The 15994-nt window shown below is 64.4% G+C and carries 18 protein-coding genes and 1 pseudogene; 12 read left to right on the forward strand and 7 right to left on the reverse strand.

Annotated elements, in window-relative coordinates; genetic code table 11:
- Position 1: 1 nt before the first annotated feature.
- The gene (locus ACPFL9_RS00330; RefSeq protein WP_426005085.1) at positions 2 to 1108 is read right to left on the reverse strand and encodes a GTP pyrophosphokinase; all 1107 of its coding nucleotides are present in this window, start codon (positions 1106 to 1108) and stop codon (positions 2 to 4) included.
- Positions 1109 to 1218: 110 nt separating this feature from the next.
- On the opposite strand from ACPFL9_RS00330, the gene ACPFL9_RS00335 reads away from it, so the two are divergent.
- Both ACPFL9_RS00335 and ACPFL9_RS00340 read left to right on the forward strand, forming a co-directional pair.
- Positions 1219 to 2040, forward strand: a complete 822-nt coding sequence (locus tag ACPFL9_RS00335; protein ID WP_426005086.1) for an alpha/beta hydrolase — start codon at positions 1219 to 1221, stop codon at positions 2038 to 2040.
- Positions 2041 to 2079: 39 nt separating this feature from the next.
- On the forward strand, positions 2080 to 3015 hold the full coding sequence (locus ACPFL9_RS00340) for a carbohydrate kinase family protein (RefSeq protein ID WP_426005087.1): 936 nt from the start codon (positions 2080 to 2082) through the stop codon (positions 3013 to 3015).
- A 4-nt stretch (positions 3016 to 3019) separates the two neighbouring features.
- On the opposite strand, the gene ACPFL9_RS00345 is transcribed toward ACPFL9_RS00340, so the two are convergent.
- Positions 3020 to 4075, reverse strand: a complete 1056-nt coding sequence (locus ACPFL9_RS00345; protein WP_426005088.1) for a glutathione S-transferase family protein — start codon at positions 4073 to 4075, stop codon at positions 3020 to 3022.
- 83 nt (positions 4076 to 4158) lie between these two features.
- Between ACPFL9_RS00345 and ACPFL9_RS00350 the strand changes: the two genes are divergently transcribed.
- Entirely contained in the window at positions 4159 to 4968 is an 810-nt protein-coding gene (locus tag ACPFL9_RS00350) for an HAD family hydrolase (RefSeq protein WP_426007635.1), read from the forward strand.
- Positions 4969 to 4995: 27 nt separating this feature from the next.
- Here the strand turns inward: ACPFL9_RS00350 and ACPFL9_RS00355 are convergent, their stop codons facing one another.
- A complete protein-coding gene (locus ACPFL9_RS00355) occupies positions 4996 to 5853 on the reverse strand; it encodes an SDR family oxidoreductase (RefSeq protein ID WP_426005089.1) in 858 nt (285 codons plus the stop codon).
- 139 nt (positions 5854 to 5992) lie between these two features.
- Here ACPFL9_RS00355 and ACPFL9_RS00360 point away from each other — a divergent pair, with 139 nt between their 5' ends.
- Together ACPFL9_RS00360 and ACPFL9_RS00365 are read left to right on the forward strand one after the other, a co-directional pair.
- Entirely contained in the window at positions 5993 to 6241 is a 249-nt protein-coding gene (locus ACPFL9_RS00360) for a hypothetical protein (RefSeq protein WP_426005090.1), read from the forward strand.
- Positions 6242 to 6279: 38 nt separating this feature from the next.
- Positions 6280 to 7059, forward strand: coding sequence for a glycerophosphodiester phosphodiesterase (locus ACPFL9_RS00365; RefSeq protein WP_426005091.1), 780 nt, complete (start codon positions 6280 to 6282; stop codon positions 7057 to 7059).
- Between the two features lie 150 nt (positions 7060 to 7209).
- Here the strand turns inward: ACPFL9_RS00365 and ACPFL9_RS00370 are convergent.
- A pseudogene (locus tag ACPFL9_RS00370) lies at positions 7210 to 8524 on the reverse strand (integrase core domain-containing protein).
- Between the two features lie 286 nt (positions 8525 to 8810).
- Here ACPFL9_RS00370 and ACPFL9_RS00375 point away from each other — a divergent pair.
- Genes ACPFL9_RS00375 through ACPFL9_RS00385 form a run of 3 tightly spaced genes read left to right on the forward strand, consistent with a single transcriptional unit; the run spans position 8811 to position 9564 of the window.
- Positions 8811 to 9089 carry a hypothetical protein gene (locus ACPFL9_RS00375; RefSeq protein WP_426005092.1) on the forward strand — a complete coding sequence of 93 codons (279 nt, stop codon included), beginning with the start codon at positions 8811 to 8813 and terminating at the stop codon, positions 9087 to 9089.
- Between the two features lie 45 nt (positions 9090 to 9134).
- Positions 9135 to 9347, forward strand: a complete 213-nt coding sequence (locus tag ACPFL9_RS00380) for a hypothetical protein (RefSeq protein ID WP_426005093.1) — start codon at positions 9135 to 9137, stop codon at positions 9345 to 9347.
- Positions 9340 to 9564 (forward strand): hypothetical protein, encoded by a 225-nt coding sequence (locus ACPFL9_RS00385; RefSeq protein ID WP_426005095.1) that lies wholly within the window; start codon positions 9340 to 9342, stop codon positions 9562 to 9564. Before ACPFL9_RS00380 ends, ACPFL9_RS00385 begins: the two co-directional genes overlap by 8 nt.
- Positions 9565 to 9636: 72 nt before the next feature.
- Here ACPFL9_RS00385 and ACPFL9_RS00390 read toward each other — a convergent pair whose 3' ends face one another.
- On the reverse strand, positions 9637 to 11502 hold the full coding sequence (locus tag ACPFL9_RS00390) for a glycoside hydrolase family 2 protein (protein WP_426005096.1): 1866 nt from the start codon (positions 11500 to 11502) through the stop codon (positions 9637 to 9639).
- Positions 11503 to 11594: 92 nt separating this feature from the next.
- Between ACPFL9_RS00390 and ACPFL9_RS00395 the strand changes: the two genes are divergently transcribed.
- Positions 11595 to 12557: a D-2-hydroxyacid dehydrogenase family protein gene (locus ACPFL9_RS00395; protein ID WP_426005097.1), complete on the forward strand. Its 963-nt coding sequence runs from the start codon at positions 11595 to 11597 to the stop codon at positions 12555 to 12557.
- 94 nt (positions 12558 to 12651) lie between these two features.
- A complete protein-coding gene (locus tag ACPFL9_RS00400) occupies positions 12652 to 13794 on the forward strand; it encodes a glycerate kinase (protein WP_426005098.1) in 1143 nt (380 codons plus the stop codon).
- A 3-nt stretch (positions 13795 to 13797) separates the two neighbouring features.
- Here the strand turns inward: ACPFL9_RS00400 and ACPFL9_RS00405 are convergent, their stop codons facing one another.
- Entirely contained in the window at positions 13798 to 14040 is a 243-nt protein-coding gene (locus tag ACPFL9_RS00405) for a DUF2630 family protein (RefSeq protein ID WP_426005099.1), read from the reverse strand.
- Positions 14041 to 14141: 101 nt separating this feature from the next.
- On the opposite strand from ACPFL9_RS00405, the gene ACPFL9_RS00410 reads away from it, so the two are divergent.
- Positions 14142 to 14585: a YdeI/OmpD-associated family protein gene (locus tag ACPFL9_RS00410; protein ID WP_426005100.1), complete on the forward strand. Its 444-nt coding sequence runs from the start codon at positions 14142 to 14144 to the stop codon at positions 14583 to 14585.
- Positions 14586 to 14597: 12 nt separating this feature from the next.
- On the opposite strand, the gene ACPFL9_RS00415 is transcribed toward ACPFL9_RS00410, so the two are convergent.
- Entirely contained in the window at positions 14598 to 15341 is a 744-nt protein-coding gene (locus ACPFL9_RS00415) for an MBL fold metallo-hydrolase (protein ID WP_426005102.1), read from the reverse strand.
- 235 nt (positions 15342 to 15576) lie between these two features.
- Between ACPFL9_RS00415 and ACPFL9_RS00420 the strand changes: the two genes are divergently transcribed.
- Positions 15577 to 15876, forward strand: coding sequence for a hypothetical protein (locus tag ACPFL9_RS00420; protein ID WP_426005103.1), 300 nt, complete (start codon positions 15577 to 15579; stop codon positions 15874 to 15876).
- Positions 15877 to 15994 lie beyond the last annotated feature (118 nt).

Raw genomic sequence — 15994 nt, forward strand, 5'->3', positions numbered from 1 at the left:
CTTAAAGTGCAGTCTGGCGGTAACGCTCAATCTGCTTCAGGCGCCGCAGGAGACTGTCGCGCCGCGGGTGCGGAACGATGTCGGGCGCCTCAGCGGTGAGATCGATGTGTTCGGTTCCGTACTGCCACAGCAGGAGGTCGTCCAGGAGGCGGTCCGGGCCGGGGGAGTAGCGGTGGTCCAGTGCCTTGCGGACCTCGGTGATCCGGTTGGCGCTGAGCAGTCCGGCAAGTTCCACGGTCTTGGTCAGTCCGTGGGCTGCCAGGAGTTCGGCCGCCCATCCCCAGTCGTCATCCACTTTACGGTCAACGTGGGGCAGGAGCGTACGCCAGACGTCGCGCACACGGTTGGGGGTCAGGGGCGAAGCGCCCTCGCCCTCCAGGTCCCAGAACCCGCGGACTTCCTCATACCGCTCGTGAAGATCGGCGAAGGCACTCTCCACCGTTTCAAGCATGGCCGCCGTGGCCGTGAACTGCCTGTCGAACTGTGGAGTCCACGCGCGGGGATCGTCAGCCTTGAAACGGATATCGTGCTCGATCTCGCTCCAGGCGTGGGCGAAGACCGTACGGATCTGGCATTCGAAAAAGTAGCTGCCGTTGGCCGGAAGGTCCGGGTTGAAGACCTGCTGGTACTCCTTGACGGTCTCGTTCTGGAGGGTCCGCAGGATCAGGTGCCGGCTCGAGTATCCGTACGTCCCGGATTCAATGGAGCCAATGTCCTTCTCACGGTCCCCGCGGCAATCAAAGAGGTGCCGCTGGCGCTTGATGATGTTGGCTACTGCCGCATTGTCCGCCGGCAACTTGGTGATGACACGGATGCCCACCATGTCGTTCAGGGTCCGGAACGGGTCCGGGAACTTCAGGACCCGCGGGCCCCCGGGCTCCAGCGGGTCATCCGTCCGGGAGATCTTCTCGCGGAACGATTCCACCGTTTTGGTCCGCCCCGTGACGAACAACGGCGTGACCTCGGCTTCCTTCAGGATGCCGCGAAGGGTCAGCAGGACATCGCGTGTAATCCGCTTCAACGAGGGGCGCACGCGCTCGTAAAGCTCCACGTTTGCCTGTACGGCCTCCCGCTGTTCAGGGTCCAGCCTGTCCCAATTGCTTGCCATGCCCCCAGCTTACGGCGCAGCCCCGACACTGGGCCCGGCCACCCGCCGTCGGGGTGTATCTACCCAAAGTTCCGAATCCTCGCGATAGGCTCGGTACAAAGGAGGGCGCAATGTTGCGGCACAAGTACAGCTACGGCGAACACCCCAGTCAGTGGGGCGAACTCTTCATACCTGAACCAAGCAACGGAAACCATCGCGGTCCGTCGACGATCGCAGGCGGCGTGGCCGTGGTGATCCATGGCGGCTATTGGCGCTCGCAGTACGGCGCAGAGCTGGGTGAGCCCCTTGCCCGGGACCTCGCAGCGCACGGCATCACCGCCTGGAACCTCGAATACCGCAGGGCCGGAAACGGCGGCGGCTGGCCCCATACTTTCGAGGACATCCTGGCCGGCATCGACCATCTGTCCGAGATCGCCGGCAACCATGACCTCCAGCTGGGCAAGGTGGTGGCCCTGGGCCACTCCGCCGGCGGCCACCTGGCCGTGTGGGCGGCCGGACGGCACCGCCTCTCGTCCCTTGGAACGCCCGACGCCGACAGGCAGCTGGTGCGGGGACCGGAAGAAAAGGCCGTGCGGCTCACCGGCGTGGTCAGCCAGTCCGGGCTGCTGAACCTCGCCGCGGCAGAGCGCCTCAACCTCAGCAACGGCGCGGTCTGCAACCTGATGGGTGGCGATTCGGGCCGCTATCCCAAGCGCCACAAGTACGCCGACCCCATGACGTCGTTGCCCTTGGAAATTCCCGTTTTCGCCGTGCACGCCACCGAAGACGAGGACGTTCCGGCCAGCCAGTCGGAGGCCTATGTCGCTGCGAGCAACGCATCCGGCGGCGCTGCCCAGCTGCTTCGCGTTCCCGGTGACCACTTCGACCTGATCGATCCCAAGGCCGTGGCCTATAAGAAGTGCCGGGAACTGGTGCAGCGGTTGCTGTCCTGACCGCTGGTCCAGTCAGGACGCCTCTGGCAGAGTTGACCCATGCTGACTGTGATTGGTGAAGCCCTTGTCGATGTCGTTCAACGCCCCAGCGGTATCGAGGCACATGTCGGCGGCAGTCCGCTGAACGTTGCGGTCGGTTTGGCGCGGCTGGACCACCCGGTGCAGTTCATCGGCCGCTACGGACAGGACGCCTACGGAGATTCGGTGGCGGCGCACCTGCGTTCCAGCTCGGTCATGGTTCCGCTTCCGCCGGACAGCAAGCCAACCAGCGTGGCCACTGCGTTGATTGACGACGACGGCGCCGCCACCTACACGTTCGACCTCACCTGGGAGCTGCCTGACCTGGGCCAACGGTTGCCCCTCATGCTGCAGGGAGGCACCCTGCTGCACACAGGGTCGGTTGCCACGGCCTTGGAGCCGGGCGCCGCAGCGGTGCTGGCCGCCGTCGAGCAGGCCCATCCGAACAGCACCATCAGCTTCGATCCCAATTGCCGCCCCAGCCTCATCGCGGACCGCGACCATGCGCGGACGCAGGCCGAAAGGTTCGTTGCGCTGGCGGACATCGTCAAGGCCTCGGACGAGGACCTGGCGTTCCTGTATCCGGACGTTGATCCCCTGGAGTCGGCCCGGCGGTGGCTGTCGCTGGGCGGGACGGAAGGCCCTGCGCTGGTGGTGGTGACGCGGGGTGCATGGGGGCCGTGGGGCATCACAGCGGCGGGGGAGACGCACGTCCCTGCGCCGTCGGTGGACGTGGTGGATACCGTGGGTGCCGGGGATTCGTTCATGGCAGGACTACTGTCCGCCCTGGTGGACCGGGGCCTGGTGGGCGCGCAAAACCGTGAAGAACTGCGCGCCATGCCGGCCGAGACCCTGGCCGCGATCATGGAACACGCCGCAAAGGCAGCCGCGGTCACCGTGTCCCGCGCCGGGGCAAACCCGCCCACCCGCGCGGAACTTAACCACGGTCCGTCCTAGAGGGCTACCCGGCTCCGTGGCCGGCCGCGACTTCCTCGCCTGCTTTCACCGGACCCGGCGGAGTGCCCTCGCCGAACGGCCTTCCGCCCAGGGATTCCCGTCCGTGCGGGGTCAGCCAGCCTGAGAGGTCCGGGCCGGCCGGGACGATCCGGGTGGGATTGATGTCCTCATGCACGATGTAGTAGTGCTGCTTGATCTGCACGAAGTCGATCGTGTCGCCGAAACCGGGGGTCTGGAACAAGTCCCGGGCATAGGCCCACAGGGCGGGCATCTCCGCAAGCTTGTTGCGATTGCACTTGAAATGCCCGTGATAGACCGCGTCGAAGCGGGCAAGCGTGGTGAAGAGCCGCACGTCGGCCTCTGTGATGGTGTCACCCACCAGGTAGCGCTGGTTGGACAGGCGCTCTTCCAGCCAATCCATGGCGGTCCACAGCCGGTGGTACGCGGCGTCGTAGGCCTCCTGGGAGCCGGCAAAACCACAGCGGTACACCCCGTTGTTGACCTCCGTGAAGACGCGCTTGTTCACCTCATCGATTTCCTGGCGCAGGTGTTCCGGATACAGGTCCGGCGCCCCGGGCCTGTGGAATTCGGTCCACTCCGTGGAGAAGTCCAGCGTGATCTGCGGGAAGTTGTTGGTGACCACGGCCCCGCTGGGAACATCCACGATTGCCGGAACCGTGATGCCGCGCGGGTAGTCAGGGAAGCGCTTGAAGAAGGCTTCCTGCAACCGTTCGATGCCCAGGACCGGATCCCTGCCGTCCGGGTCGAGGTCGAAAGTCCAGGAGCGTGCGTCGTGGGTGGGTCCGGGCTGGCCGAGGCTGATGACGTCCTCAAGGCCCAACAGCCTGCGGACGATCACGGTGCGGTTGGCCCACGGGCAGGCCCGGGCGGCGATAAGCCTGTAACGCCCGGGTTCCACGGGCCATCCCGGTTCGCCGTTCGGTCCGGGCTGTCCGGAGCGGGTGATGCGGTCTTCGATGTAGTTGGTGTCGCGGTTGAACTCGCCGCCGGTTACGTATGCGCCCCTTGTGCTGTGCTCTTCCCTGGTCTTCTCACTCATGAACCCACACTATGTGGTGTTTCCCGGAACCTGCTATCACTTGCAGAGGCCTTGCCCGCCCAACGCCCACGTAAACTGACATGATGCGGCTCGTAGCAAGTGACATTGACGGCACCATCCTTGGCCATGACGGAAAAATCAGCGCCAGGACCATCAAGGCGTTCCAGGACTGCCGCGACGCCGGAGTGGAGCTTGTGTTCGTCACCGGCCGCCCGCCCCGCTGGTTGTACCCGTTGCAGGAGCAGCTGGGTCACAGCGGGATCGTCATCTGTTCAAACGGTGCCGTGGTGTGGGACCTGGCCACGGAGAAGCCGCTGTCGTCTACCGAGCTGGACCTGGACTCGCTGTTCGAGGCGCGCCGCATCATCAAGAAGATCCGTCCAGACGCCCTCTTTGCGGCCGAAACGCTGACCGGATTCCACCTCGAGCCCGGCTTCATCGAAAACGAAACCAGCGAGCTCCTCGCAGAGTTCACCCCCGCACCGCTGGACCGGACGTTGACTGCGGAAGACGCCGTCGTGAAGTTCCTGGCCATTACGCGAAAAGGCACCCCGGACGAGTTCCTCGCTGAGGTCCAACCTGCCGTGGCCCATTTGGTGGCCACCACGCACTCAGCGCCGCGGACCGCCATGCTGGAGATGTCCGTGCCGGGGATCAACAAAGCCGTTACCTTGGCCACCTACGCCGAATCGCTGGGCATCAGCGCCGCGGACGTGGTGGCTTTCGGCGACATGCCCAATGACATTGAGATGCTGCGCTGGGCCGGCCACGGCTACGCGATGGCCAGCGGCCACCCGGAAGCGATTCTTGCCGCGGGCCGGCAGGCGCCGCATTTCGACGACGACGGCGTGGCTCAGATTCTTGAAGCGAAGCTGACGGAACAGAAGGTCTAAGCCAGGTCCGCAAGCGCGGACCCGCCATCACGGATGCCGCGCGCCTACCCCGGCAAGGATGGCCCGGTAGCCCTCCTTGTAGCTGGGGTAGGTGAAGGTGAAGCCGGTGGACCGGAGCCGCCGGTTGGAACAGCGCTTGTCGCCTGCACCGCCGTCGGACGTCCGCCCCACCTGCGGTTCCGGAAGCCGCAGCTCCCCGGCGAGGAACCTCAGGACATCGCCCAACTCAGCCGATTCGTCATCCACGCCAACATATACGGGTTCGGGGTCCTGGGCCATGGTGGCCAGATGGACGATCGCGGCGGCTGCGTCGTCCCGATGGATGCGGTTGGTGTGCTTGGGCTGGTCGGGGATGACGGCCTTGCCCGAACGGACCTGGTCAATCAGCCTGGTCCGCCCCGGGCCGTAAATGCCGCCCAACCGCAGGGTCACGGCGGTGAAGCCGGCCTCACGTGCCCGCGCGAACAACAGGTCCTCCGCTTCGAGCAGGATCTTTCCGCTGAACCGCGTGGGCTCGGTGGGCGTTGATTCGTTCACCACGGCACCGCCCGCGTCCGCATACACGGCGGTGGAGGAGACAAAAATAATCCGCCGGGGTCTGTTGTCCTGCCGCGCCACGGCGTCCAGCACGTTCTGCAGGCCGTCCACGTACGCTGCGCGGTACGCCTCCTCCGTCGACGCATCCGCGGCAAGCGAGACCACCACGGTGTCCACGGCGCCAGGCAGCTCCGGAACCCCCTTCGACAGGTCCGCTGCAATCCCGAGGATGCCGGCAGGGAGCTTGCCAGGAGAGCGCCGCAGCCCGATCACGTCATGACCGGCCGCCGCAAAACGCAGGCCGGCTTCGGTTCCAAGGTCGCCGCAGCCGGCAATCAACACAGTCATGTCCTTAGTTTGCCAGTCCCGCAACTGTCACCTGGCTCCCGGCTTCCATACAACCGGCGTTCAACTGGCAAACGTAGGCTTCCAGCCACGGACCCGTTCGCATCGTGTTCTGTGACTCATTCGATCAGCAGGAGGAACCATGGCAAAGCGTCGGATCAACGACTTCACCAACGCGCCGCTGCGGCGCATCGAGCCGGACCACCATTGGCGATCCCTCCGGCGGGGGGACCGGGTCAGCGTCGCGCTGACGCCGGGTTTCGCTGCGCATGGTGTTGTGGACGACGTCACCGGTGATGCCACTGCCGTTTGGGTGGAGCTCGACGGCGGTCGCGGCCGGACGCTGGTGCACGTCAGCGATGGCGTGGCGATCGTGCCGCAGGATTCCTGAGCGGCCCTCCGGGAGTGCGGCTCCGATACGCTACCGGTGTGGTGCTCCCATACTTCCTCCGCAAAGACGGCACAGTTGGCCCGCTGGCCTTCGCCCACCGCGGATTCTCGCTGCATGGCCTGGAGAATTCGATGGCTGCGTTTCGGGCTGCCGTTGAGCTGGGGACGGTGCACCTTGAAACTGACGTCCACACCACCGCTGATGGGGTGTTGCTCGTTTTCCATGATGAATCCTTGGACCGGGTCACCGATTCTGCCGGGCGGATCTCGGAGCTGACGGCCGAGGACGTTGCCAAGGCCAGGATCAAGGGGCTGGAACCCGTGCCGACCTTCGATGAGCTGGTGGCTGCATTTCCGCAAGGGCGCTTGAACCTGGACGTGAAGGACTGGAACTCGGTGGGGCCCGTGGCCGAGGCCATCGGGAAGCACGGTATCCATGACAGGGTGCTGGTCACGAGCTTCTCGGACCGCAGGCGCCGGGCTGTGCTGCGGCGGCTCGGCCGGCGCGTTGCCACGTCCGCCGGAAGCACGCTGACCGCCGTGTTTGTTTTCCTTGGCCCGGTCCTTCCCGCAGCGCTGGCCCGGAAGCTGCTTGCCGGCGTCGACGTTTTCCAAGTGCCTGCCCGGTACGGCAGGTTCCCCGTGGTGACCTCCGGGTTTGTCCGCCGCGCCCACAAGGCGGGCCTCCAGGTGCACGTGTGGACCATCAACGAGCCCGCGGAGATGGAACGGCTTCTGGACCTGGGCGTGGACGGCCTTGTCTCCGACCGGCTGGATCTGCTCAAGGAAGTGCTGGTTCGTCGAGGCGAGTGGGTCTGATCCCCCGCGAGAGGGCATTTAATGACAGTCCCAGCCTCAAACATGTGATGTCTCGGGACATCGGTGACAGTTCTGCATCAGGACATCGGTGACAGTCCGTGTGTCAAGACATCGGTGACAGTTCCCGGCGGTCACCGGTGCAGAGCCCGGTTATGGAGCCTGCTGGAATGCGTACCGGGCTGATTTCATTCCCACGTGTTTGGTTCCGGCAGGAGGCCAATCGAATTCCGCGATGATTTCCCCTTCGGGGCTGATGAACGTGATTGCTTCGCTGTTCCAATCAATGAGAACTGGGCGGTAGGCCATGCGTGTGGTCAGGTAGTAGATCACCCTATTGAAGCTGACGGTCCCGTTGGAATAGACCTTCAGGGTGTGTTGTCCGGTCGGGTCGGTGGTTATGAGGCTGCCGAGCATCGTTCGCTCCGGCGCGATCGCCTGGTACTCCACCTGCTCTGCGGCAAGCAGCGGTTCAGGCGTTCGAAATACAGGTACGTGGGGCGCAGCCAACTCCAGGGCGGGTGGACGTGGTGGTTCGGCGACACTGGTCGCCTCCCACGCCTGCTGCGGGGTGATCCTGCCGGGCAGGCCCTGGTGAGGCCGCTGGGTGTTATAGATGACATCGAATCGGTCAACATGGTCCTGCAGCTCGTTCAACGACGCGGCGATGGGCTGTTTGTCCAGGTACCTGAACAAGGTTCGATGGAATCTTTCGTTCTTGCCTTGCGTCGTGGGTTTGTAGGGTTTGCCGGTGATCATCGAAACACCCAGAGAGCTCATGAACGTCACCAGCTGGCCTTGCACGCCCAGACGGGTGGGATTCAGCGCGGTCCCGTTGTCCGTGAGCAACCGTTGAGGGACACCGTGGGTGGCCATGCCCTTCTTAACCACCGTCAGGGCTGCTTCGCTGGTCTCTCCCGGGGCCACGTGCGAGGCGATGGCCAGCCGGGAATGGTCATCTTGGAGCTGGAAAATCACGCACTGACGTCCGCCGGAGAGCACGTACTCGGTGGCGTCCAATTGCCAGCACGCGTTCGGTCGGATAGACAAAGCGTCGCCACGCGGCGCGGGGCTTCTTCTTCGGCTCGTTACGGGCCACGTTCCTCTCACGGAAAATTCGGGCTAACGCTGCCGTGGACGGAGCAGCCATTCCAAGGGCCTTCATCTTGTCGTGAACGCTGATCGGGCCGTGGTCCAAGCCTGAGGACTCCAGCGCCGCGCGAACCTTGACTGCTTGGTCCTTAACGGTCTCCTCCAGCCGGGTGGGAGAGGTTTTCGGTCGGCGCGAGCGGGGCTCCAAGGCTGCCGCTTGCCCTTCCTCGCGGGCGATAGCGAGGATCTTATAGAACGTCTTGCGGCTGATGTCATGGGCTTCGCAGAACGTGGTCACGGCCCCACGCGGGGCGTCGTCAGGCCACTGAGCGATTTCCAAGCGAAGCCGCGCATCAACGGGATCATTAGGTTTCACATCAGCCTAGTTCAACCCATAGACCCGGGTAATCAGAGCGAAGTGTCACCACCAAGACCCCGTGTTGTGTCACCGATGTTCTGATGCAGAACTGTCACCGATGTGTCGAGACATAACATCCCAGCCTCAAACATTGTCATTAAATGCCAACTCGGCGGAGCTTAAATAGTCAGTACCCTTTCTATTTCCACCCGATCCGGGCTAGGGTCGAAAGTGTCCGGATAATTCTTCGCCGGCAGCAGTGTCCGCACCTGTGTCCGGCGATCGGGAAGGGAAGGAACACGCCTTGGCTTCGGAATCACACACCACCACGGACCACGACGAGATCCGCAAGTGGGTTGAAAGCAACGACGGCAAGCCGGCAAGCGTCAAGAAAACCGGCGACAAAAATGATCCAGGCATCCTGCGCATCGACTTCCCCGGCGGTGCGGGTGAAGACAGCCTGGAGCACATCAGCTGGGACGAATGGTTCGAGAAGTTCGATGAGAGCAAACTCGCCTTCCTCTACCAGGCAAAGAAGGCGAGCGGCGAGGACAGCACCTTCTTCAAGCTCGTCAATCGCTGATCGCGAATCGATATGAGGAACATCTAAGTGAAAAGGAGGAGCGTCGTGGCTGAACGAGGAAACACCAAGCACGGCTCGGAACTGGACGACCAGATGAAGCATGAGGCGGAGGGAATCGTGCGGGGAACCAAGCCCGCCCACGTCGAGGAAGGCCGTGAGACCGAACCCTTCCCGGACGAGACAGACCCCCAGGAAGTCCAGAACGCGCTGAACCCTGGAGCCGGCAAGGGCGAAGCCGGGGGTGGGCTGGATGACTGACAACTTATCCAAGTACTCCGGCCTCTATCGGGAGCCCGGACCGTGGTGCGTTGCCTACGTCGACGCGAGCACTGGCACGGTGGATGGTCTCGAGAACGCCGACGTGCTGACCGATGCCCGGGTTCAGCTGGTTCCCTCAGGCGCGCTTCCTGATGGCGTCAACGTGGCAGCCTTGCTGCGCTGGCCAACAGGACCGGAAGTACCTGCGGGAACTTAGCGTGCGCTAAGGCATAATGCCCGACGGCGGTGCGTACCGCCGTCGGGCATCTGCGCGTAAGCGGCTGGCAGCTTAGCCGCGTTCGATCGCAGCCTGGCGCTCCTGGATAGCCCTGATCCTGGCAAGGTCCAGCTTGGAGGTCCGGTCGAAGTTGTAGATGCCGTTCTTCTCCTGGAAGACGTCCGTCAGCTGCGTGTAGCAGTAGCCAAACATGTCCGGGTTATCCAGCAGAACGTTGCAGAGGCCTTCGAACCGCTCGTAGAACTCTTCCTCGCTGGCCACCCGCTGGCCGTATCCCCAAGAGCTCTCGACGTCGGTGCCCGCGGCTTCCGCGGCCTGCCTTGCTTCCGCCTCGTTCCACCAGATCCCGCCGAACTCCGAGACGAAGAAGGGCTGGCCGTTGTAGGGGACGGAGTAGTCCACGGCGTCGTGTCCGCGGTTGAGGAAGGGTTTGCCTTCGGCGAGGCCTTCCTGCTGCAGCTTGAACTTGACCGGGTCCTGCTCGTAGGAGTGGGAGTCGTAGATGTCGGTTTCCCGGACCCTGTGCGAGTAGCCGGAAGCGTCGATCACGGGACGCGTGGGGTCGGCGAGCTTGGTGGCCAGGAACATGGCCTGGGTGACATCGTCCAGGACGGTGATCCGATCGTGGAGGTGCTGGTGGGTCTCGTTGAGCGGGCACCAGCCGATGATGCTGGGGTGGTTGTAGTCGCGCTGGAGGACCTCCAGCCATTGCGCCACGAAGCTGGCGGTGGGCTTCTGGTTGTGGCCGACAGTGCCGCCGCCGGAGACACCCCAGTCCCCGAACTCACCCCACACGAGGTAGCCGAGACGGTCTGCATGGTAGAGGAAGCGCTCTTCGAAGACCTTCTGGTGCAGCCGGGCACCGTTGAAGCCGGCCTGCATGGACAACTCGATGTCCTTGACCAGGGCGGCGTCGTCCGGGGAGGTCATCAGCGACTCCGGCCAGTACCCCTGGTCCAGGACCAGCCGCTGGAAGACCGCCTTCCCATTAATGCGCACCACCTTGCCATCCAAGGCTACGGAGCGGACAGCGGCGTAGCTGCTGACCTGGTCCACCACACGGCCGTCCGGGTCGCTGATGCGGAGCTCGAGGTCGTAAAGGAACGGATCCTCGGGTGACCAGGGACGCAGGGAATCCCCAGGGATGCCGAGCCGCAGGGAAGGGGAAAGGTCAAGGTCTGCCCGCGCCTGGGCCACTGCCACCTCTGTGCCGTTGCTGCTGAGGGTGGCGGTCACTGTGTAACCAGCGCGGTTCTGCGACAGCGGAATCTCGATGGTCAGGCTGGAATCTGCCAGGTTGGGCGTCATCCGAAGTCGCTTGATGTGGACCTCCGGCACTGCCTCGAGCCAGACCGTCTGCCAGATTCCTGTGGTGCGGGTGTACTGGCAGTGCGTGTTGTTGTACCAGGTGGCTTGCTTGCCGCGCGCCTGCATTTCGTGCCGGGAGTCGCGGGCACGCACCACGATGACGGCTTCGGCGCCGGGCTCCACGGCATCGCTGAGGTCGGCGGTGAACGGCGTGAAGCCGCCGCGGTGCCGGGCAACCTCAACACCGTTGACCCAGACTGTGGCGTCGTGGTCCACCGCGCCGAAATGCAGGAGTGGTTTCAGTCCCGACCACTCCTGGGGAACAGTGACTGTCCGCCGGTACCAGACTGCTTCCATGAAGTCGACGTGCTCCACGCCTGACAGCACGGATTCGGGGGCGAAGGGAACAAGGATTTCTCCTGTGAGCCCACGCGTCCGGAGTCCCCGTTCCAAGCCGGAGTCCCCGGCGTCGATCTCAAAACCCCAGGTGCCGTTGAGGTTGAGCCAGTTCTCCCGGAAAAGTTGCGGCCGCGGATGTTCGGGCTTGGGAAGGGACTGGTTCGTCTTGGGCTCGGTCAAGATAACTCCTTCGGAACGGGATTGGTTCATCTTTACAACGTTAGAATCTTTCCGTTGATGACGCGAGGGTTTGCTGCCGTGAGATGGTGTGTGTACCAATCGTCGCCGCGAGGAGAGCGTCCATGACCCAGTACCGTTTGGCCATCCTTGATGATTACCAGCAGGTCTCCGGCGATTACGCGCCGTGGGAGGAACTGCTCGACGACGGCGTGAAGGTCACGGTCTTCAGCGCGCCTTTTGTCTCCGAAGAGCAGGCGGTGGCAGCGCTGGAGCCGTTCGATATCGTCGTCGCCATGCGTGAACGTACGCGCTTTCCCCGCCACGTCCTGGAAGCATTGCCCAACCTGCAGCTCCTGGTCACCACCGGAATGGCGAACGCCTCGATTGACCTTGCGGCCGCCACCGAGCGCGGCATCGTGGTGGCCGGAACTGCGGGTTCCCCTGCTGCGGCCCCCGAGCTGACCTGGGCGCTCCTGCTGGCGTTCGCGAGGAACCTGACGGTGGAAGAGAACTCGCTGCGGGCAGGCGGGTGGCAGACCGGCGTCGGATTTGAACTGGCGGGCAAGACGCTCGGGGTGGTGGGCCTCGGCAAGATCGGCAAGCGTATTGCCGGGTACGCCAGGGCTTTCGGGATGGACGTCCTGGCGTGGAGCCAGAACCTGACGGAGGAAGCTGCTGCTGCTTCGGGTGCCCGGAAGGTCAGCAAGGAGGAGCTGTTCAGAGAGTCGGACATTGTCACCCTGCATCTGCGCTTGTCTGAGCGGACGGAAGGGATCGTTGGTGCCGCGGAACTGCAGCTGCTGGGGCCGGAGGGCTTGCTGGTTAACACGGCGCGCGGCCCCCTGGTGGACGAGGCGGCATTGATCCGGGCGTTGGAAGAGGGATGGATCCGCGGAGCGGCCCTGGACGTTTTCGATGAGGAGCCGCTCCCGTCCGGTCACGCCCTGGTGCACGCGCCACGGACCGTGCTGTCGCCGCACGTGGGCTATGTAACCCACGAAAGTTACCGGCAGTTCTATGGCGGAGCGTTCGAGGACGTGAAGGCCTGGTTGTCCGGTGCTCCGGTCCGGGTCTTGAACGGCTGAGCACCTCCCTGGCGGGTCGCCCACGACATCCCACAACGCGGACATTACGCAGGCGGCAAGCGCTTTCCAGAGAATTGCTGGCAAGATGTAGACCATGCGTATTCTCATTGCCCCTGACAAGTTCAAGGGATCACTGACCGCCGCCGAAGCCGCGTCAGCCATGGCCGAGGGCGCCCTCCGTGTTTATCCGGACGCCGTGACCACCCAGTTTCCCGTCGCCGACGGCGGCGAAGGAACCCTCGATGCGGCGATCGCCGCGGGCTACGAGGAACACAACAACGCCGTTGTGGGTCCGATCGTCAAGCCCGTCGGTGCCTCATGGGCCATCCGCAAGGACGCGTTTGGTGGAGGAACTGCCGTCATTGAGACAGCCCAGGCATCCGGCCTCGCCTTCATGGAGCCGACGCCGGAGAACAGCCTCCGGGCACACAGCTACGGCTGCGGGCAGCTGATTGCCGCCGCTCTGGACGCCGGCGCCACCGAGATCGTGCTCGGGCTGGGCGGTTCGGCGATGACCGACGGCGGCAGCGGTGCCTTGCGTGCACTGGGGCTCAGGCCCCTGGATGCTGCCGGGAATGTGGTTCCCCTCGGCGGAGGTGCCCTGGCCGACGTCGTTTCCGTGGATGCCTCAGGGCTGGATCCGCGACTGTCCAGCGTGAAGTTCCGGATCGCCGTCGATGTCCAAAACCCGCTGTACGGGCCGGAAGGCGCGGCGCATGTCTTCGGTCCCCAGAAGGGGGCAGATGGTGACGCGGTTGAGAAGCTCGACGCCGGTCTCCGCAACTGGGCCTCGCTCCTTCGGGAAGCCACGGGCCGTGACGTCAACGTCCCGGGAGCCGGAGCGGCAGGCGGGTTCCCGGCGTCGTTCCTTGCTTACACGGATTCGGCACTGGAAGGCGGCTTTGCCTTGGTGGCAGGGCTGACCGGACTGGCCAGGCACCTGGGTGAGGCCGATCTCGTGATCACGGGCGAGGGCTCCATGGATGAGCAGTCGCTCACCGGCAAGGCGCCCATCGCGCTCGCCGATGCCGCCAGCGTTCACGGCATTCCCGTGGTGGCTGTCGCCGGCCGCATCACGGTCACCCCGGAGGATTTGGCCAAGCACGGCATCGTGGCCGCAGCCCAGTTGCTGGACGTTGCCCAGCGCAAGGACGGCGTCCCTGATGTGGCCGACGCCGTGGCCAACGCCGGAAAGTATGTTGCCTGGGCCACCAGCCAGGTGCTTGAAGGGGCGTAGCCTTTACTGGCGGTAGCCCTCCACTTCGCTGACGGGGCGGGCTTCGGCCTCGTCGGGATTGGCGCCGGCGTCCCTCTTGGCGCGGCGCTGGCGCAGCAGGTCCCAGCACTGGTCCAGCTGGGCCTCCAGTTGGGCGAGCCGTGCCGTGTTGTCGTCGCCGGCCTCAGTGCTGGTGTCGGCGTCACGGAGCCGGTGCTCCTCCTCGACAAGCGACTGGATGCGTTCGAGGATGTCCTGGTTGTCCATGGCCTTCTCCTTGGGTTGTGGGCGTTGATACTGACCGTAGTCCTGCGTCACGGGTGCGTCCATGGTGCCGCTGGTGCCGGTCCGCCCTGCATACTTGGCTCATGAAATTCACCACCACAATTCAGGGCGAGGGCAACAAGGCCGGCATTGAGGTTCCCGAAGATGTGGTCACTGGGCTGGGTGCGGGCAAGCGGCCCCCGGTGGTGGTGACCATGAACGGCAAGAGTTATCGCAGCAGTATCGCTGTCATGGGCGGCAAGTACATGGTGGGAGTCAGTGCGGCCAACCGGGAACTGACCGGCGTTTCTGCCGGGGACACACTGGAAGTTGACCTCGAAGTCGATACCCGGCCACGCGTCGTCGAGGTTCCCGGCGACCTTGCCGCAGCCCTCGACGCCGAACCGGACGCGAAGGCGTTCTATGCAACCCTCAACTACAGCGCGCAGCGGCGCTATGTCGAGCCGATTGGCGATGCCAAGTCGGAGGAGACGCGGGCCCGGCGGATCGCCAAGGTCGTGTCGGACCTGAAGGCGGGGAAGAAGTAGCACCTGCTGGGCCTAGGCCGGACCGTTTGCGCGGGCGATGGAAACCGCGGATTCGATGCCGGCCTCCCAAGGTTCGCCGTGTCCGGGCAGGACAAGCTGTGCCTTGGTAGCGGCGAGCTGCTTCAGCGAGGCGAGGTTCAAGACGCTGTCCGCTGTGGCCGCCCCGGCCACGATCCGCGGGCCTTTCCGCTGCGTGTAGGGATCCAGGGTGACCAGGGCGTCCCCACTGAACAGGATGCCGCGTTCGCGGAGGAACAGGGCGCAGTGGCCGCTGGTATGCCCGGGTGAGAACACGATCTCCGGGCTGCCCGGAACCGGGAGTGCGCCGGTGCCGGGAAAATGCCTGACGTCCTCCAGGCCCTGGACCTTGAAGGCACCTGCTTTTGCCATGCTGGTCAACACCGGAAGGCCCTTGGGGTGGGTCAGGGCGAAAACGAGACGGGACCTTTCGTGCCGGTACCGGTAGGGATGCCTGGCGATGTACGAGTCTTCCCTGTGGACCCACACCGGAATTCTCAGTTCCTGGTGGAGGCGGTGGGCCAGGCCCAGATGGTCGAAGTGCGCGTGGGTCAGCACGAGCGCCCTGATGTCCCCGAGTTCAAATCCCTCCCCTTGGAGTGCGCGCTCCAGCGGAGTCCACATCGCCGGCAGGCCGGAGTCCACCAGGGTCAGTCCTTCGCGGCCTTCCACCAAATAGAAGTTGACGTAGGCATCCGAGAATCGATGCACACCGTCGGCGACTTGGGTCATGGTCATGGGTGCCCCCTGGGGTACTTCCGTTGGGTGACTGCCGGTCCACTTACCATAAGCATGCTTAGTATTTCGGGGCAAGGTCTGCTGATTGTGAGGGCTGCTGTCGACGGCATTTTTGGACGGCAGTGCAGGCTTGGTGAGGGGTCTTATATTCAACCGCAAGTTGCGTTATCTTGGTCCAACCTGCGTCGGGCCGGCTGGGGAGCGCGCGCCATGTCTAACGAAGCGAGGTAAAGCAATGCGAATCAAAATTCTCTCCGCTGCACTCTGTGTTGGTGCGTTGACGGCGTTCTCGGCCACACCGGCCTTCGCCGCCGGGCAGTCGGAACGTGGTCCGGAAAACTCGAACTCCATCTGTTCCTACTCTGGCCTGAACGACGATCCTGACGCTGCGTACCCCGAGGGTGGACGCGTGCAATCGTATGGACAGGCGGTCAAGCAGGGGTTCAAGGATGAACTTGCTGCCATGGGCGAATCCCCGAAGCTCCTGTGCAATGCGCACAAACTCCCGTGGCAGGACATTACCGGCAGCCACTAGCAGCAGAACAGCGCCTCCCGTCCTGGTTCAGGGCGGGAGGCGCTGCTGGTCTTCCTCGGTATCGCGTAACGAGCCGGTCGTGGCGGGTTGCTCGCAGGGCCTGTGCTGGAGCCGACCA

Source organism: Paenarthrobacter sp. NyZ202 (genome assembly GCF_049860755.1).
In the GTDB taxonomy this organism is placed as follows: Bacteria; Actinomycetota; Actinomycetes; order Actinomycetales; family Micrococcaceae; genus Arthrobacter.

What these genes read in the sequence shown, in the direction of transcription:
- ACPFL9_RS00330 (WP_426005085.1), bottom strand. Translation starts at nt 1,108, where the DNA reads ATGGCAAGCAATTGGGACAGGCTGGACCCTGAACAGCGGGAGGCCGTA.
- ACPFL9_RS00335 (WP_426005086.1), top strand. Translation starts at nt 1,219, where the DNA reads ATGTTGCGGCACAAGTACAGCTACGGCGAACACCCCAGTCAGTGGGGC.
- ACPFL9_RS00340 (WP_426005087.1), top strand. Translation starts at nt 2,080, where the DNA reads ATGCTGACTGTGATTGGTGAAGCCCTTGTCGATGTCGTTCAACGCCCC.
- ACPFL9_RS00345 (WP_426005088.1), bottom strand. Translation starts at nt 4,075, where the DNA reads ATGAGTGAGAAGACCAGGGAAGAGCACAGCACAAGGGGCGCATACGTA.
- ACPFL9_RS00350 (WP_426007635.1), top strand. Translation starts at nt 4,159, where the DNA reads ATGCGGCTCGTAGCAAGTGACATTGACGGCACCATCCTTGGCCATGAC.
- ACPFL9_RS00355 (WP_426005089.1), bottom strand. Translation starts at nt 5,853, where the DNA reads ATGACTGTGTTGATTGCCGGCTGCGGCGACCTTGGAACCGAAGCCGGC.
- ACPFL9_RS00360 (WP_426005090.1), top strand. Translation starts at nt 5,993, where the DNA reads ATGGCAAAGCGTCGGATCAACGACTTCACCAACGCGCCGCTGCGGCGC.
- ACPFL9_RS00385 (WP_426005095.1), top strand. Translation starts at nt 9,340, where the DNA reads ATGACTGACAACTTATCCAAGTACTCCGGCCTCTATCGGGAGCCCGGA.
- ACPFL9_RS00390 (WP_426005096.1), bottom strand. Translation starts at nt 11,502, where the DNA reads ATGAACCAATCCCGTTCCGAAGGAGTTATCTTGACCGAGCCCAAGACG.
- ACPFL9_RS00395 (WP_426005097.1), top strand. Translation starts at nt 11,595, where the DNA reads ATGACCCAGTACCGTTTGGCCATCCTTGATGATTACCAGCAGGTCTCC.
- ACPFL9_RS00400 (WP_426005098.1), top strand. Translation starts at nt 12,652, where the DNA reads ATGCGTATTCTCATTGCCCCTGACAAGTTCAAGGGATCACTGACCGCC.
- ACPFL9_RS00405 (WP_426005099.1), bottom strand. Translation starts at nt 14,040, where the DNA reads ATGGACAACCAGGACATCCTCGAACGCATCCAGTCGCTTGTCGAGGAG.
- ACPFL9_RS00410 (WP_426005100.1), top strand. Translation starts at nt 14,142, where the DNA reads ATGAAATTCACCACCACAATTCAGGGCGAGGGCAACAAGGCCGGCATT.
- ACPFL9_RS00415 (WP_426005102.1), bottom strand. Translation starts at nt 15,341, where the DNA reads ATGACCATGACCCAAGTCGCCGACGGTGTGCATCGATTCTCGGATGCC.
- ACPFL9_RS00420 (WP_426005103.1), top strand. Translation starts at nt 15,577, where the DNA reads ATGCGAATCAAAATTCTCTCCGCTGCACTCTGTGTTGGTGCGTTGACG.